Below are 19627 nucleotides of genomic sequence, written 5' to 3' on the forward strand. Positions count from 1 at the left end.
CCATGTAGTTTAATATGGGCGTTTATCTTAGTAGTGTAATTGTTCCTTTAAAGGTTTTACTTGCACCGCTATTGAAGGTTACATCTATATAATAAACGTAAACACCTGTTGGCTGTGCTCTACCCCGGTAGGTACCATCCCATCCTTGTAAAATGTTTTGTGATTCGAAAACAAACTCTCCCCATTGATTGTAAACACGCATCCTGAACTTGCCAATATGGTTGCCATAAGCTAGGAAATAATCATTCTTACCGTCGTTGTTAGGGGTAAAGGTGTTGGGGATGTAAAGCTCATCTTTAAACGGATCATTGGTAGTGGCCGTTACCGCATTGGCGTTGGCGCTAGTTTGACAAGCGGATGCGGCCTTAGCCCTAACGGTAATGGTTACCGTTTGTCCTTGTGTTAAGCCCATCACGGTATAGGTATTGGTGGTTACGGCAGTCCAAGTATTTCCTCCGTCTATTGATATTTCATAGCCGGTAGCGCCCGCTATGGCATTCCAATTAAACTGGATACTGTTGGTGGTAATAGTTCCAACGGTTACCACCGGTGTTGCCATGATTGGCAATACATTTACCACTACCGGGGTTCTGGTACCGCTCACGCATCCACCTGCAATACTCACGGCCTCCACGTAGTAAGTAGTGGTAGTCGTTAGCGCAGCGGTGGTATAATTGATCCCCTCATACAGTGAGGTACCGCCATTAGGTGTAGTGTACCATTTATAGGTTACGGCAGCATCGGGGTTATTTACCGTTAACGCCGTAGTGGCTCCAGCGCAAATTTGGCCGTTAGCAGCAGTAACATTTGCCGGCGCATTTGGTGCAGAACCTACCTGTACATTTACCTGGGCCCTAGCCGTTGAAGTACAGCTACCCACGCTTGCTTCTACGTAATACACGGCATTAGCCAGTAAGGCCGGCGTGGTAAACATAGCACCCGAGCCTACCGAAGTGCCTCCCACTGGCAAGGTGTACCAAGTGTAGGTTACGCCAGTTACTGGATTACTTACAGATAAAGTTGCCGTTCCGCCGCATGTTGTAACGTTGGCAGAAACAACGGTTGGTGTAGTTGGCCTATTCGTTACCGTTACGGTTACTTTTACCCTTGCCGACGCATTAGTGCAACCCACAGTACCTACCGCCTGTACGTAGTAGTCGGTTGTTGCATTTAATGTCCCCGTAGTATAAGTTGTTCCGGTGTGCAACAAAGTACCTGCCACCGAGTTGTTGTACCACTCGTAAATAACGCCAGCTTGAGGATTGGTTACCGTAAGTGTGGTGCTACTGTTATTACAAATACTGGTGCCAGCAACATCTACCACCGGCGCCAAAGGAGCAGCGGTAACAACAATGCTGATACTAGCCACACTTGAAGCATTGTTTTCGCACTTATTATCTCCTTTTACAGTTACATAATAAGTTTTGTTAGCGCTTAGCTGAGGCGTGATAAATATTGGGCCAATATGGGCTACCGTAGTTAGTGAAGCGTTTTCATACCAAGTGAACACCGGATTAGTTACTGTAGTACTGGTGGCAGTAAGTGTTGTTGTACTATTTTCGCAAACATTAATATTTCCGGTAAGGGTCACATCAGATGCCACCGCTCTTGGTTTAACCACCACGGTTACGGTACGTGCATCAGCCGCAGGGCTTTCACACCTATTATCTCCTTTTACGGTTACATAATAGGTTTTGGTAGCATTAAGTGTACCTGTGGCAAATGTAGCTCCAACATGGGCAACCGTAGTTAGATTTGAGTTTTCATACCAGGTAAATATCGGATTAGTTACCGTTGTGCTGCTTGCCGTAAGGGTGACATTACCTGAACCGCATATTTCTGCCGGTATTGAAACCGATAGATCAGCAGCGGTAGCGTATGGCTTAACCACTACACTTACGGCTTTGGCATCAGCTGGTAAACTTTCGCATTTACCATCTCCCCTTACCGTTACATAATAGGTTTGACTGGCAGCCAAAATCGGTGTACTGAAACTTGCACCTGTGCCTGCCAGGGTAGTTAAATTAGCATCGCTGTACCAGGTAAATACTGGATTAGTAATCGTTGCAGAACTAGCCGTTAAAGTTACGCTTCCAGGGCCACAGCGCTCTGTAGTTGACGACACGGTTAGATCTGCAGCAGTAGGTCTTGAGTTTACGGTTACGGTTACCGAACGTACATCACCAGCCTGATTTTCACATCTGTTATCGCCTTTTACAGTTACATAATAGGTTTTGTTGGCCGTTAAATTACCGGTTACCAAGGTATTTCCGATAAAAACCACATTGGTTAAAGCGGCATCATCATACCAGGTAAAGATTGGATTGTTTACCGTTGAGCTTGTTGCGGTAAGGGAAGTACCGTTATTGATACAAACTGTGTTATTTCCAGTTACGGTTACATCTGCAGCTACTGCAATTGGTTTAACAATTACCGTAACGCTTTTTGCCTGCGATGCTGGACTTTCACATCTGTTATCTCCTTTTACCGTTACATAATAAGTTTGTGTTGAGGTTAAGTTAGGGCTATAACTTGGTCCTGTAAATACGGGAGTGGCTAAGTTTGAATCGGTATACCACGTAAATATAGGATTAGTTACCGTGCTGCTACTGGCCGTAAGCGTAACATTGCCTGAACCACAGCGCTCCGTTGATGGAGACAACATCAAATCAGTATTGGTAGCTGGTGGATTGATATTGATGGTTACAGGCTTCGCATCTAAAACACCGTTTTCACAATTATTATTATCGCCATATACGGTAACATAATAAGTGGTGCTTGCGGTAAGCGTTGGCGTAGTAAATGTTGGCCCAGTCCATTCAAGCACGGTCAATGCAGCATCTGAGTACCATTTGAAAGTGGGATTAGCCACTGTAGTACTACTTGCTGTTAAGGTTGCTGTAGTAGAGGCACAAACATTTGGATTACCAGATACTTGAATATCTGATGCCAAAGGCCTTCTTTTAACTTCTATAACAATTGGAGTACGATTTCCGTTAGCACAAGAATTTGCATTCACGGCTTCTACCAAGAAAGTGTGGGTACCCACCGTTAGGTTTGCCGGAGTAGTGTATGTAGCGCTGTTCAACGCTACCGCAACTCCATTTGCATACCAGTTATAAGTTACCCCAGCAATTTGATTTACACTTAAAGTTGCAGCAGTTCCAAAGCATACCTCGGTGGGGTTACCAGCCAATGGTGTTGGAGGTGCTGGCGTTGGTAATATGGTTACCTGAACCGGAGTGCCAACACTCTCGCAACCATCTGCTACCGCCCTAACATTATAAACGTAAGTGCCCGCAGTTAAAGCTATTGGTGTAGCATAAGTATTTCCATCAGCAAGATAAGTATTACCCAAGTACCATTTGTAGGTAATGCCCGACACTGGATTTTTAACACTTAGTAAAGCTGAACCACCTTCACAGGCGTTTGCGGTAGCTGCCTCTACCTGAGGTGCCACACCTACCCTTTGAACATAATTAAGATCTACCGAGGTGAAAGCGCTCACTAAACCAGAATTTAAACGAAGCTCTACACCATTAAATGCCTGTGTTGGCACAAAACTTAACGTAGCGGCGCTACCATCGCTCAGCAGCGCTAAATTAATCAAGGGGTTGTTGGCCTCCATTACATCGTTGTTACTCGTGTTGCCATTATAGGTTAACACACTGATGGATGGAATTACAGCCAACGACAATAATTTGCCCGGTGAAGTGATACGGACCCTTACGGTGTCGCCCACATGAGATAGAGAAGTGAAACCAACTCTATGATAAACGTATGAACCTACCGCACCTACAGGCATCACCAATGATGATCCACTTTCTGCATTATTATCAACGGCTAATCCCCTGTTAAATACACCTGCAAGCAAGGCTATACCCGACACACCGGCATCGAGATCTAGCGTTGCCGATGTACACGGTACCGGACTATTCCCGTCGGCAGTTACGGTAACAGTTACCGGAATTCTAAGTGATTTACATCCTCCCAAAACCTCTGCCTCTACATAGTAGGTGTAAGTTCCAACCGATAGCGTAGGCGTTAAATAAGATGGACTATTAGCGGCCAAAGGCAAAACATCTGCCATGTTAGCATACCAATTGATGATTGCGTTAGGTGTACTAGAAGTTGCCGACAGCAATGCTCTTGAATTTGCTCTGATGGTTACGTTAGGTGTGCCCACAATTGGTGCATCTAAAGTTCCTGCATTTACCTGTACGCCAGTTGGAGCAGATAGTGTTCCACAGCTATTTTCCGCTCTTACCGTGTAGGTGGTTAATCCGGTTACATTGTTTACGGTGTAAGTAGTTCCATCAGCAAGATAGGTGTTTGAGCTGTCATACCATTTATAAGTAAGGCCAGCTACCGGGTTTTTCACTTGTAGCACAACACTACCGCCAGTACAAGTAGTTACATTATTGGCCAACAATTCGGGGTCATCGGGTATTGGGGCCAAGGTTACATTTACCAATGCCCTTAAGCTTTCGCATGCGTTGGCAGATGCGGTAACGTAAAACTTGGTTGCTGCTGTAATTGCCGGTGTGGTAATCGTTGCACCAGTTCCTACCACTGCCCCACCTTCGTTGTACCAAGTGTAAGTTAAACCTTTGTCCTGAACGCTCAATGTTACTGGTTGGCCGCTACAAGCCACAACATTTGCACTGGTTACTGTTGGAACCGTTACCACATGTTGAGCGTAGTTTACATTAATGGAGTTCAACGCACCAACTACACCGCCATTGAGGCGTATCTCTACTTGGTTGAAAATCTGTGTTGGAACAAAGGTTAATAGCGCCTGAGAGCCGCCGCTTAACAGTTCTAAATTAATGAGCGAGTTATTTAGATTGATGAGGTCATTGTTTGAAGTTCCGTTTCTTAAGGTAGATAGCTGTACAGAACCTAACAGGTTCAGGGAAAGCAAGCGGCCTGGTGAGCTAATCAATACCCTAAGCGTGTCACCTACAATACTTTCACCTTGAAAATTTAAACGTTGATAAACATAGGCACCCAAAGCACCTACTGGTAATGACAATGTAGAGGCCGTTTGCGTATCATTGTCTACAGCCAAACCAGGGTTCGAAACCCCAGCAAGTAGCGCTACGCCAACCACTCCATTTTCTTCGCTAACTGGCGAAACACATGGGGTTGGATTTGGAGCTCCTGTATTTACGGTAATGGTAATCATCACCCTTGATGGCGAAACGCAGCCAGTGGTATTCGATCTGGCTTCCACATAATAAGAGGTCGTTGTATTTAGTGGTGGGGTTACATAAGTTGCTCCTGCGTGAATAGGAGTTGCAGCTGTAGGCGAAGTAAACCAGTTAAAGGTCACATCAGTTTCGCTTGAGCTTGCGGTAATCACTACAGTTTGACCAGCATTAATGGTTGAAACTGAAGCTTGTACTTGAGGCAGGATTGGGCGAGGATTTACCACTACCTGAACAGATCCTCTGCCTGAGCTGGTACATCCTTGTTGGTAAGCCTCTACATAATAGTTTTTAGTTGCAGTTACATTTGAAAGTGTATAAGTTGCCCCGGTATGAACTACTGTTCCTCCAGTAGAAACTTCATACCACCTATAGGTAACTGCCGGATTAGGATTTTCTACGGCCAAGGTAACAGGCGAGCCTTCGCAAGCCGTAAGGGTTGGTGCGGCAAAAGTAGGCACATCAAGCAATGGTACTACATTTACCACTACTGGTATGCGGGCTGTATTTGCGCATCCGTTTCTTGAAACTTCAATATAATAAGTAGTTGAAGCCGTAAGATTTGGCGTGGTATAAGAAGATGTAGTAGCAAAGGCGGTTCCGCCAGTGGCGTTAGCAAACCAAGCAATTTGTGTATTGCCATTTGCCACTGCACTAATGGTGGCATTGGTATTATAGCAAATGGTTTGACCATTACCTGTAATTGTTGGACTAGGATACACAATTTGTGCACCATAAATATCGAGGCTACTAAGAGCGGCAACAACTGCTTGAAAACGAACCTCTACTCTATCAAAGTCAGCTCCTGCCGCAAATGTAGCCTCAAATCTATTACCTCCCAATAATTGTAGATAAACTAATGAGGAGTTCAGCTGAAGTGTTCTCACTACAGCGTTATTTTTCATGACATTCACCGTAATGCCACCTAAAACCGACAAATCCAGCAAGCCGGTTGGCGTGGCTAAATCTAAACGGATACTATCAGTGGCCAATCCTCCAGTGGATGGGAAAATTAACCTTTGGAAACCGGTAGCACCTACCCCAACGGATAAAGTAATACGGGTAAAGTTGTTTTTATCGGCATCTACCGAAGCACCTGGGTTAGCTACATTACAAAGCGCACATAATAAGCCAGTAGTACCGCTCACTTGTGCATTTGCAGCATTACAATCTGCACCAACGCCACCCGTAATTACGTTAACTACCACTGGCATTCTTACCGTACTGGCGCATCCTTGTGCACTTACGCTCTCTGCATAGTAAGTAGTGGTTACCGTTAAGCTAGGGGTGGTAAAATCTGTACCAGTTCCCAAAACTGTGCCACCGGTAGGCTGCGAATACCAGTTGATGGTATTGCCGGCATCGGCCGAAGCCCTAACTGTAGTGCTTTGGTTAGCGTTAATTGTTTGGTTATTGGTTAAAATTACCGCTGGATTTGGTGCGGGGTTGGCGGTTACATTTACGGCGGTACGTGCACTCACCGCAGTGCCAGACACCGCTTCTACATAAAAAATGGTGTTTGCCGCAATATTGCCTGTAGTAAAGTTGCCATTATTGCCTGTTGCCAATGGCGTACTACCACTTGCACCATACCAGTTGTAGGTTACTCCGGCCTGTGTATTGGTTACCGTAAGGGTTGCGGTTGTACCGCTACAAACCGTAACTGCCGCCACCACTGGGGCGCCTACATTTACCTTAATTTGATAGTTAGTAGTTACCGTATTGGAAGCGGCATCAGTTACTTTAACTGCAAAAGTATAACTACCACCTGTGGTTGGGGTACCTGTTAACTCCCTTGTGGTGGTGTTAAAACTTAACCCAGCAGGTAAATTTAGTGCTTCATATACGTATGGACCTGTACCGCCACTTACTGCCGGCAAAGTTTGCACTGGATATACTGCACCTACCGTTCCGTCGGGCAAAGTTGCTGTAGCTAGCGTTAAAGCGCCATTTACTTTCAAAGCATAAGTATTTGATACTTGCCTACCCTCTGCATCAGTTACCGTTAAGGTAATGGTAAAATTACCTGCACCCGTGGGTGTTCCAGTTAATGCCCTAGTAGTTGGATTGAAAGACAATCCGGCTGGCACATTGGTAGCTACATAAGTATATGGACCTACGCCACCCGTGGCTGCCGGCAAAATTTCGGTAGCATAAACAACGCCTACGGTGCCGTCTGCTAATGTTTTGCCTGCAATGGCCAATGGCGCTACTACCCTAACCGTGTAATTGTTATTAGCGGTTACGCCAGCGGCATCAGTTACCTGTACGTTAACTGTAAAGGTTCCCGTAGTAGTTGGCGTACCTGTAATTTCAAGTGTTGCAGGGTTAAAGCTTAAGCCAGGAGGCAAATTAGTTGCGATATAAGTATAGCCAGGGGTGCCGCCTGTTGCAGCAGGAATCAACTGCGTTGGATAAGCAATACCTACAGTACCATCGGCCAAAGAAGCGTTTGGCAAAACCAGTGCATTTTTGACATTGATGGTGTAATTCATACTTGCAGTGTTACCATCGGCATCACTAACATTTACGGTTACTACATAGGGTCCTGCTACCGTGGGTGTTCCGGTAATTTCTCGTGTAGTTGGGTTAAAACCAAGTCCTGGAGGAAGATTAACCGCCGTATAAGTATATGGTGTACTACCTCCTGCAGCAGGTGGAATAACTTGTGTTGGGTATCCTACACCTACCGTACCATCAGGCAAGGTTGCAGCTGTGAGCGTTAAAGTGGCAGTTACCACGAGCGTTTGGGCAGCAGTTAAGCTACACCCCTTGCTATCCGTTACGGTGATGGAAAAATTGTATGTGCCGGCTTGGGTAGGTACTCCACCCAGCAATCCGGCAGCGCTTAAAGTCAATCCGGGGGGCAACGTACTTCCGGCAGCCAGTGCATAGGTGTAACTTGGTGTACCACCAGTAGCGGCAGTGAGCTGTTTGCTATAAGCTGAACCAACCGTTGCATTGGCAAACGTGGTTGCCGCAAAAGTAATTTGAGGGTTTACCGTTACCGTTACAGGTACTCTTACCGATTCAGCTGCACAGCCTATTTGCCTAGCAGCTACATAATAAGTTTTATTTGCGGTAAGTTGCGGCGTAGTATAAGTTCCATTGTAAGGTGTGGTTGCTAAAGGACTACCACCTTCCAAAGCTTCGTACCATAACAACTCGTTGGTAGCGGCAGTAGTAGCTCCCAAAGTAGCAGTGGTATTGTAACAGGCGTTTAAACTATTAGATAATGGGGCAGTAAACGTTGGCCTTGGTGCCGAACGGGTTACTTCGTGGATATTTAAAGATTGCGTTAAAGAAATATTTAAGAGCGCCGACAGTGTAATTTTAACCCTGTCGAAAGATACATTAGGCGAAAAAGGAATGGTAACAGGCTGCCCACTATTTAACAGGCCAAGTAAATCCAAATTGAGTAGGCCGGCCACTCCTGTTCGGGTATAAACCAATGTATTGCCATTATAGGCTTCAACGGTGATATTTCCCAGTAAACCTACGTTGGCTAGTGCTTGTGATACGCTTAACCTAATGTTAAGTTCATCACCTACCCTTGATGGAGAATTGAAATAAATATTTTGACTAATGGTACCTGCCGCGGCAATAAGCCCTAAACTGATGTTGGATGAAGTTACAGGATTTCCGTCGATGGCATATTCGATATTGGTTACTCCTGCAGCACCCAAACTAAGTAAGCTTAAGGTTGCCCCGGTACCTTCGTAGTCGGTAGCGAAAGGTGGATCGCAATTACCCGTACCCGAGACATAGAAAGCGTTGTACACCCTGATTTCATTAGGTGTACTGAGTAAAAGTGTATTGGTAACATCCTTAATGAACACGCTACGGTATTCTACCGTTGGGGTAACCGCCAAATAATAATTCCCTTGTGCATCACGCACCAATTTGATATTTGTAGTGGCAAAGGCAGCGTTGCTGGACCCCGTAAGTACATTGTCTCCATTTGCATTTCTGGCGCCTACGGTAAAAAAATGATCGCCCAGCAAAACATTTCCCAAAACACTGGCTAAACTGGAACCCAAATTACCTCCAAGCAATGCGTTCAATAAGGTTTGATCATAGCCTATTCGGATAAAAGTGGTTCGGTTAGCAGGAACATTTTGTGCAAAATTCAATTGCAGCTCACCACTGTACCTGCCAATACCTAATAATGCGCCGCCATAAGATTTTACCGAAGCATAGTCGTTGTCGTCTCGTGTGGCATTGTCCTTGCCGTCAACCTGGCTAGACATGACCGTTGCAGAAGCGGCAAAAATTTTAGTTTGTGCATACGATGAGCTAGCCAAAAGCGTTATTAGGTAGAAGTGCAAGAAAAAGACCAACCATTGAGCCCTTCTTGCTGACTGAGTAGAGGTTACTTCCATAAGCCTGGGGATTTGATAATGTTAATTCACAACAATATTAATTAAGCATATCCCGTTTTTGGCTGTTCATTTTATTCATCTACCGTTCAGATAGACTTTATTGCTGTTCATTTTGTTCGTTTTTTAAATGATCAAACATAACCCTGCTTCTTATGTTATAGCTTGATTGAACATTTAAGCATGCGGGAAAAATACCAGCAGACCATAGTTTTCCTGTTCAATATTTTTATTTTAAAAAAAATCGGTCTGTTTTTTTTATTATTTTAGTGAATAACAATAAAAGAAGCTCTCTCATGCCTCAAACCATCATCTTAGATAAAATTAGGCGCCTCATCTTATTAAAAACCGGGATAAAAACGATCAGCCCCTCTGATTGTCGTTCAATTTCCCTGTTGATACAAAAAGAGACACAAAAGAACATTAGTGAAACCACGTTGAAACGGTTATTCGGTTTCGCAGAGGTTAAAAATAAATTTTCCAAATACACCATTAATGCGCTTTTAGAATACGTGGAAAAAAGTGGCGAGTATCATCTGGTAGAACGGGAACTGCTTCATCACACGGGCATCAATGAAAAGTTTTCCAATATTAAAGCCAATGCCGCCGATATTAGCCTAACTACCTTAAAAGCCATCAAAAGCAGGAGCACCGTCCCCTATCAATACACTTCCCCCAGGTCTTTTGCACGCTTGGATTTCGAATACTTTTATGAAAGCAATTATAGTTTTACCGCCTTTGTATCCCAAGCTGGATATGGAAAAAGTATCTTACTAAGCCACCTTGTTCAACACCTATTTTTAGAACATGAGGCAAAATATAGCAAGGATACTATCCTATTCGTAAATGCCAGAGACATATTTGACGATCAAAATGAATATTCGAACGTTGAAAATAGAATTAAAGCCAAAATTGGATTAAATAGCCGAACCAGTTTAGTTGCCTACTTTAAGGAAAGATATGAAAAACATGCCAGCAAACTCGTCATCATTATCGACGGATTTTCGGACCTGGTGACCAATAAGGTTTCCAAACCCATCATCTTTGACAAATTAATTAACCTGATTTCCCTTATTGAAGATGAAAACTGTATCAAAATAGCTTTCAGCATGCGATCTACGATGTGGAACAGATTTTACGATCTGATCAAGAGCATGTCGTTCATCAAGAAAAAATGGTTTACTGGCACTTATTTTAACCTTAAGCACCAATCCAACATTCCGCCGTTGGCTACCGAAGAAGTGGAAGAGATTTTAAAGAAAATAGATCCCAACCGTTCCAAGGAAATTGATCCTTCATTTAAGGCCAAGCTCAAGTACCCATTTTATATCCAATGGTATTATCTACTGAAAGAAGAGTTTCCTAATTTCGATTTTTTCACGAATATTCTTTCTTTCGAAATTGTTGACAGGTTTATTCACGAAAAGATCTACAACTCCTCCTATGCTACAGAAAAAGTACTTTTCTGCAAAAAGCTCATCCATTTAAGTGATTTTGGGAAAGGCCAACAGTCTGTCCCAAAATCCATGTTTATTGCTGATCTTTCTAATTTCAAAAATGCCTATATGGAATTACTGGCCGAGGGCATATTAATGGAAGAAAAGCAGGAAGATGACGGTTTTGTTATTGATTTGGTGAGATTTGTGCATCCTCATGTTTTCGAATATTTTTTGTTTGTAGAGCTGCTTAATGCTGCAAATACCCAAATGAACAGCTCTTTTTTTGAAGAGGTTAATGAGAAGTATGCGGGCAAGGCAACCAAATTCCAGATTTTGCAGTGGTCGGCCAGGTTATTGATCATAAAGGGCGAGTTTGCTGCATTAAACAGCCTGCTCAAACTTAGGCTTAGCAATTACGAAAAAACCTACCTGATCTATTTTATTGCCGAAAATTTAAACTACAGGCAACGCAAACAACCTTCGTTGGCAGCTTACCTGGAAGAAGAGGAATTGCACCAGATGATGATGGAGAATATTATCCATTTCGATTTTGCCGATTCCTGCTATAAGGATGCTGTTGTTTCGCTATTAAGTATCTCCAGAAACAACAAATATTCCTACATCTATCAGCTCATATTGGCTATTTTTGATTGTTTTGCCTTTGACAAAGAACAGCTCCGGCAACGTATAAAAGCAATGCAGAGCCTGTCTTTTAAAGATGAAGACTGGATCATCAGTCCGTTGGAGATGCTGAAAAGTATTTATGCGGCCCTAACAGGTGAAAGCTACCAAAACGAGCTTTTAGATGCAGAAATTGAAGCTTTTAAGCAAGGGATTAAGGTATCAGGCGCTAACGCCGAAACCCTCCCGGATTTTAGGGAGATGCTCTCGTTCATTTTAATCAGGTTGCACAACAGCTTTACGGGTACGCCAACAGAAGCCCTGCGAATATTAAACGCCATGGCCTGTTATTTTCCTAAAATGATGTTTTCTGACAGTATCGATTCTGCCTATCTATTTTGCGCAATGGCTTTTATAAGAGCTTTGGCACATTTGGAAGACGAGCAAAAAGGCCTAACCGAGAAAATAAGCATAAAAATTTTCCAAATCCACTCCATAGGCAACTCCACACCTTATATCCAAACCGTTTATTTAGCATCAAAAGCTTACGAAGCCAAGAACAGTAAAGATTACCACACGGCTATTATTTGTGCCGAAAGATGTTTAGAAATCTTTAAACGAAACCGGTTGGCCCTTCACCAAACTTTAATGTACAATCTGCTGATCGGTATTTACGATGAAATGGACAATTATGAAAAGAAAAATGAATATATGCACCAAAAACTGAACCTAATTGATCAGAAGATGGTAAATGCCGCTATCTTTCATAATGTTAAATAGCCCGCTTACCTATAATGGCAGCGAGAACCAAAAAGTACTGCCTTTGCCCAATTGGCTTTCTACCCAGATGTTTCCCTGATGACGAGCAATAATTTCGTGCGAAAGATACAGTCCAATGCCCAAACCCGAAATATTTGGGGTAGCTTCATCTATTCGATAAAAACGGGAAAACAGGTTACCTATTTTATCTTCGGCAATGCCCAAACCTTGGTCTTTGATCGCTACCAATACCCTGTCCATCTGCTGGGTGATTTTTACTTCAACCCTGTTGGCACCTGGAGAGTATTTAATGGCATTGCTCAATAAATTGATTACTACCTGCTCAATCCGTTGGCTATCGCCGTTTACCCTACAGGTTTCAGGACTTTCGGCCAAGATAATTTCGTATGACTCTGTTGAATTCCGAATCAATTCGATAGCCTCATCAACTACTTCCCTTAGGTCGAAATTGGCAATTGTCAGCTTTAGTTTGCCGGCTTCTATTTTGGAAACGTCCAACAAATCGTTTACCAAGGAAGTTAGTTTTCTGACCTGCATAGAAGCTTTGCCTAAAAATTTCTGCGCATTCAAATCCTTTATCAAACGGTTAAGGATTTGGAGGTAGCCGTTAATACTGGCCAGGGGTGTTTTCAGTTCATGACTGGCCAAGCCAATAAATTCGTCTTTTTTATCATTAAGTTCACGCACCTTTTGGTACAGCAAGGCATTATCAATCCCGATAGCGGCCTGTGCAGCAATGGCAGTTACCAAGCTTTCGTGCTCAGCCGTGAATATGGCAGGCTTGGGATGTCCAAAAAACAATCCGCCAATTACCCTGCCCGATCTGGATATCACCGGTACAGCCAGGTAACTTACCACAGGCAAGTGTCCCTTTGGCATGCCCTGGTGCGGATGGTTTTTACCATAGCGGGGGTCTTTGGTTACGTCGTCGAGCCGCACCACCCCTTCTCCCGAAAAAGTAGGATGGAATACCATCGTATCCCTAGGCATCCCAAATTTTTCAAAAGCTTCTTTAGATGCGCCCGAGAGTGTGTAAAGCAGGTAAGAGTTTCCGTGCTCGTCGGTTTTATTATAAAAGAAGGCCCCAAATTTTGCGCCCGTTAATTGGGTGGTGGCATCTGTTACTTTTTGTAAAATATTGTTCAGGTCCAATTCTTCTGAAATGTCCTCAATTACCATATTGAGTACTTCTAGCCGTTGGGTATAGCGCCTGCTAGCTTCCTTTGCCTCCACTTGTGCACTAATATCACGTGCTATTTTGGAAGCTCCAATTACATTTCCCTGTTCATCCACAATTGGCGATACGGTAATGGACAAGAAAATTTCGGCGCCGTTTTTAGCTTTTCTAGTGGTGTCAAAGTGGTCAACCTTATTTCCCTGTTTTATTCTGGAAATGATGAAATTTTCTTCTGATAGCCTGTTCTGGGGAATAATGAGCGAGATATGCTGTCCAATAGCTTCATCGGAGGTGTACCCGAAGGTACGTTCAGCGGAGGCATTCCAGCTGGTAATGGTACCGTCTAATTGTTTGCTAATGATGATATCGTCGGAGGAATCCACAATTGCGGCCAGCCTGGCTTGCTTTTCAAATACAATCCTTGATCTCAGTTCTGCATATTTCTGATCGGTAACATCCAGTACAGAACCAATAAAACGAGCGCCGCTGCCCTGCTCATCGTAGTACACTTTTCCTTTTGCCCTTATCCACCTCAGCTTTTCGTCATCGGCACCCAAGGTCCTGTAAATTATATCATATTCGCCATTGCCGTTTTTGGCCACAGCCTCATCTATGGCGGCCAATACCCTGGCCCTGTCCTCCAGATGCAAACCTTGCACAAAATCTCTTTCAAAATCTATGGGTCTGTCATCTTTAATACCAAATAATTCGCGGCAGCGGGCATCCCATTCCAATTCCCCGGTAGCCAGGTCCATATCAAAAGTACCAAGTTCAGCCGCTTCTTTGGCCAAGCTTACCTGTTTGTAAAGCCTTTCCAGCTTTCTACGGGCAATTACCTGTGCGGTAACATCTATGGAAATAGCCAAAATACCCATCACTTTCCCGTCGCTTCCCCTGTAGGGTTGGCATACAAAATTTTGATATACGGTTTCTGGGTTACCGTTGCGCTGCATTTTCAATGGATGTTCAACGGCATGATACGGCTCGCCGGTAAGGTAAACTTTGGCTATGGCCTGTTCCAGCCAGGGTTCCCTTGCGTTGGGCAGTGCTTCAAAAACGGGCTTTCCTATTACCTCATCTGCTGGGGTGCCCCAAATTTTTAACATAGCGGCATTAGCCGAGATAATTTCATGCGAAGGCCCCAGGAGTAAACACATGGCCACCGGCGCTTGCAAAATCATGCTCCTAAAATTCCTTTCACTTAGCTCTACCTGCTGTTTGGCGGTCACCAAATCGGTAACATCGGCGCCGGTATTCATGATGGCATAAACATTCCCTTGCTCATTGTACAAAGGCGTAAAGCTATAATTGAAATAAAAAGTATCTGGTTTTCCATTAACGGTAAGGTCCAATTTCTGATGACGAACGTGGAAAGCCTTGCCGGTGGTGAACACGTTGTCCAACTGCTCAAAAATCAATTGTTCTTTAAGTTCTGGCAATATTTCGCTATAGGTTTTCCCAATTACATCGGGTCCTTTGCCCCAAACTTCAATAATGGCTTGGTTGGCCTGTGCAATTCTCATTTCACGTCCCACGTACACGCCAATGGGAAAGGGTGCTTGGGCCACAATTTGATGCAGCAAATGTTGTGAGGATACGCTTGCCGTAACATTTGCACCCCGATATTGATCATGGCAGATCCCCAAAACACCATTAATATTTCCGTTGATATCCCTAATTGGACTTAAATTGGCGTTAAGTTGCTTTGAATAGGTGGTTTCGCCTTTAAAAACGTACTCCAAATCAGCAGTTAAGTTTGGCCACGCCAGGGCACATGGCTCGCCTATTACCGGCATGCTTGCAGCAGCTGTGGTACCTTTAAAGGCGTCGTTACAAAAAAACAGTTTACTGTTTCCCCAAAACAGCAATGCCGGACTACCGTTGGGCAATATAAACGCTAAAGACTGTTTCAGGTTTTCAGGCCAGCCATTGGGATATGACAACACAGAAGAACTCCAATCATGAGTTAAAATAAAATCAGTTGTAATACCACCTCCCTGAAGAAAAGCAAGTTCGGCAGCGTTTACAGACAAAATTGACATAGATACTTTTTTAGTATAACAATGATCAAATGTTAATGTTAGGGAGGATATCAATTATTTTAAGTGCAATAGTTCATTGGTCAATGCCAGCAGGTCATCAAACTCAAAAGGCTTGGCCAGAAAGCGATCGGCGCCTGCCCTGGCGGCAATATCCTTCACATCGTTATTTGCCGAGACGTAAATCACGGGAATATCTTTTAAATCGGCCTGGCTTTTCAGCTGTTGAACAGCAACTTCTCCCCCGGTGCTGGGGATCCAATTGTCCATCAAGATCAAATCAGGAGAGATTGCCCTAACTTTTTCGGTCACGTTATCACAATCTTGAAATGTTTGAACCTCGAAACCTTCATCTTCAAACAAAAAACGAAAAATATTCAGTAAGTCTTGATCATCGTCGAATACCGCTACCAATTTCGAATATTTTTCCATGTTGCAAAGTTTAGATCAGTTCAAATAAAGCGATTTTATCTCTTAAAAACAACGGGATTAGCATTAAATCGAATACACCAAGTATGCACTGTTCCAACACGCCTTGGCTGCATATACGGCAAAAAAAACAAATACACCTTAAAACAGCCTGTATATTTGGGGTTTATCAAATGGATGGCCCGGGCTGCTACCGCTCAACCAGCTCTTTAACTGGATCACCATAATGGTCGATATGCTCGCCTTCCATTTTTAGAAGTTTGTTCCATCTTCTGAAGGTGTTCACAAATACGATAAGCATTAACACCATGGCCAATGCCGCTAATGATGCCAACAGGTACTGCTGTTTTGGGAGATACACGTTTAGCACCTGTTCATATCCCGCCCAAAAGGTAATGGCCGCCATAAATACTCCCGGAATGGCCGAGCACAGGGCATATTTCCTGCGGTTCATCCGGATCAGCATGGTGGTGCATACAATTAAGCCACATGCGGCCAATAACTGGTTACTGATCCCAAATAGTGGCCAAATACTGCTCACGTTTCCTGTATATACTAAATAGCCCCAGGAAAAAGTAAAGATCAAACTACTGATGATGATACCGGGCATCCAGTTTTTATCGTTAAACTTGGGAATAACACTTCCCAACATTTCTTGTAGGAAAAAGCGGCCAACTCTGGTCCCGGCATCAATAGCGGTTAGGATAAATACCGCCTCAAACATGATGGCAAAATTGTACCAATAGGCCATTACATTGTCCATAAACGGGATTTTGTTGAAGATATGTGCCATTCCTACCGCCAGTGATACGGCCCCACCCGTTCTGCCGTATAAATCTACCCCAATTTTCTCACTGAAATGAGCCAGATCTACCGGCTGCATTCCGGGGTTTTGGGCAATAAACGAATCGTAAAGTTCCTTGGGGGTGTTGATTGCGAAGTAATCACCTGGCACCAAGGTACAAGCTGCAATTAAAGCCATTAAGGCTACAAAGCCCTCAACCAACATAGCTCCATAGCCCACAAAAAGGATTTCCTTTTCATTGTTCAACATTTTTGGGGTGGTTCCTGTAGCTATTACCGCATGGAAACCTGAAATGGCCCCACAGGCAATTACGATAAAAATGAACGGCAGTACCGGACCGCCGATAATTGGGCCGCCGCCTTTTACAAAATCCGTAATGGCGGGCATTTGCAAGGTAGGATGCACAAAGATGACCCCAACGGCTAACATTAGGATGGTTCCTATCTTTAAATAAGTAGACAGGTAGTCTCTTGGCACCAACAACAACCAAACGGGTAGCACTGAGGCCAAAAAACCGTAAACCGTGATTGCAATAGAAATGGTTTTAATATTCCAGTGGAAAATATCGCTAATTTCCTTTACCTGCATCAGATTATGGCCGCCAATAATGCTTGCTATCAGCATTATCCCACCAATGATACTGGCCAAGGTTACGCTGTTTTTGCGATAGCGCATGATGAGCCCCATCATTACAGCAATGGGCATGGTGGCAATAACGGTAAATAATGACCACGAAGCTTCGTGCATGGCACTGATACAGGCTAGGGATAATCCCGCTAGGGTTAAGATAAGGATAAACAAAATAGCGAAGCCGGCAATTACACCAGTACCTTTGCCTATTTCTTTACTCGCAATGGTAGCTAAACTTTGACCTTTATGGCGCACCGAAGCAAATAAAACCACCATATCATGTACTCCTCCGCCCAACACACAACCAATTAATATCCATAAGGTACCGGGCAAATAGCCAAACTGGGCGGCCAGTACCGGACCCACCAATGGTCCTGCTGCTGCAATAGCTGCAAAATGATGCCCAAAAAGCACATTTTTATTGGTAGCCACATAATCTTTACCATCGGCAAACTCTATTGCGGGCGTTACATTGGCGGCATTGAGCTTTAACACTTTGTTGGCCATAAAAATACCATAGAAACGATAAGCTATGGCAAAAACCAATAAGGCAACAAAAACCAAGGTGAGCGCATTAACGCCGTTTAAAAACTCCATAAACGTATTTTATTTTGATTTGATTTGATGAGCAGTTGGGTTTTTGCTGCCCAAAATATTGGCTACAACAGCCAATAACGAAGGTAATCATTCCGATTGAAATAGAAATTAAATTTTATTAATTTATTACAACATATAATTAAATTTTATTTTTAATTATAAATAAAACACTGTATTACAAAGCATTATACAAAATCAAAACGCTTCATCACTTAAAATGGCTGATCAGTTGAAATATGTTTATCCTATCGGGATTTTTTTGGGTTTGTTTTGGCCTTATTTGTCATCCAAGGCCAGTCAAGGATATTGCCTTGCAATTGGCGGGGTTAACAAAATAATTTCTGAGCATTTCGATCAGGCTTTGGGTGAGCAGCCAGATCAGCTATTTAAGCGGCATCATGGAGTTTAAACGGCCTGTTTCGGGCTTAAAACATGTAAGCTAAGGTTGTTAAACCGGACGTTAGGGCGCTCGTCATGCTGAATTTATTTCAGCATCGGCATATTATTAACCTGAGCCCCATTATTTAAAGCGGCAAGCTGGGCGTTAAAGCACGTGCTGAACTGTAGCGGCAAGCTAAAACGGATGCTGAAATAAATTCAGCATGACGGAATGCATTACTATTCACTTAGCATGACGGAATGCCCCGGAAGGCTACGAAGTAAAATATATTCAGCATGACGAGTGCCTTATATTTGGCAAAGGTTTAAAATAATGCTTTATAAATGGCCTTGCCCCAAAAATCTCCTAACAAATGGGCTCCTTCTTTATTAGGATGTAAATAAAAAGTACCATATTTTCCTTCCTCGGGCGAAAGGTATTGCTGATAGTGTTTCTTAAAAAACTTAAACGCCCTAACATCGCCCATAAATACCCTATCCGGATGGCTTTTTTGGTACATTTTAACCAATTTTTGCAGTTGCGGGCCGTAAGTTTGCAGCCTGCTAAGGCCTTCTTGCATATAGGTTGAGCGGTTATGGGTATTTGGGCTATACCAAATGGGCTGCTGATAAATAATTTTACAGGCCGGAAAAGCCGACATTAGGCTGTCGGTAATGGTTTTGAGGTTGTGATAATAGTCATCCTTGGATACAGGTGCGCCTTTAGGCCCCTTTACCGCACTATCGTTGGTCCCCAATTTAATGGAAAAAACCAGTAGGGCATTGGGATTGGCAAATGATTTGGCCGCTTTTAAAATCCTTGGAAAATCAGTTCCGGTTTGCGGCAATACGTCTACACTGGTGTGCCCGCTCACGCCCTGGTTCGAAAAACGAACTTCGCCTACACCATCCTGATTACTTAGCCAGGCACAGGCTTGGTTTGGAGGAGCATCTTTTCCACGATCTGCTAAACCGCCACCAAAGGTGATGCTATTTCCTATAAAAACAATATTAAGGTCTTTTTTTTGCTGTTGTGCATAGCTACCGCCCATGCTTAAGATCAGGCAGGCAAACAGATAAAGGTTAGGGATCATTTTCACGGCCACAATATACCCAATTGGGTACATTTAAACAATGTCCAAG

General features: G+C 43.5%; 6 protein-coding genes. 1 reads left to right on the plus strand and 5 read right to left on the minus strand.

Annotated features, from left to right (window positions below; translation table 11 throughout):
- Positions 1 to 22 precede the first annotated feature (22 nt).
- Positions 23 to 9592, minus strand: coding sequence for an Ig-like domain-containing protein (locus DUT71_RS14680; RefSeq protein ID WP_113663302.1), 9570 nt, complete (start codon positions 9590 to 9592; stop codon positions 23 to 25).
- 293 nt (positions 9593 to 9885) lie between these two features.
- Here DUT71_RS14680 and DUT71_RS14685 point away from each other — a divergent pair, with 293 nt between their 5' ends.
- On the plus strand, positions 9886 to 12429 hold the full coding sequence (locus DUT71_RS14685) for an NACHT domain-containing protein (RefSeq protein ID WP_113663303.1): 2544 nt from the start codon (positions 9886 to 9888) through the stop codon (positions 12427 to 12429).
- A 9-nt stretch (positions 12430 to 12438) separates the two neighbouring features.
- On the opposite strand, the gene DUT71_RS14690 is transcribed toward DUT71_RS14685, so the two are convergent.
- From DUT71_RS14690 to DUT71_RS14710, 4 genes are all read right to left on the minus strand, one after another.
- The gene (locus tag DUT71_RS14690; protein ID WP_113663304.1) at positions 12439 to 15648 is read right to left on the minus strand and encodes a PAS domain-containing sensor histidine kinase; all 3210 of its coding nucleotides are present in this window, start codon (positions 15646 to 15648) and stop codon (positions 12439 to 12441) included.
- A 54-nt stretch (positions 15649 to 15702) separates the two neighbouring features.
- A complete protein-coding gene (locus DUT71_RS14695; protein WP_113663305.1) occupies positions 15703 to 16077 on the minus strand; it encodes a response regulator in 375 nt (124 codons plus the stop codon).
- Between the two features lie 187 nt (positions 16078 to 16264).
- Positions 16265 to 18106 (minus strand): carbon starvation CstA family protein, encoded by a 1842-nt coding sequence (locus DUT71_RS14700; protein WP_113663306.1) that lies wholly within the window; start codon positions 18104 to 18106, stop codon positions 16265 to 16267.
- Between the two features lie 704 nt (positions 18107 to 18810).
- Entirely contained in the window at positions 18811 to 19611 is an 801-nt protein-coding gene (locus tag DUT71_RS14710; RefSeq protein WP_240186944.1) for a GDSL-type esterase/lipase family protein, read from the minus strand.
- Between the last annotated feature and the right edge of the window lie 16 nt (positions 19612 to 19627).

The organism is Pedobacter nanyangensis (assembly GCF_003313505.1).
GTDB classification, from domain to species: Bacteria; Bacteroidota; Bacteroidia; order Sphingobacteriales; family Sphingobacteriaceae; genus Pedobacter; species Pedobacter nanyangensis.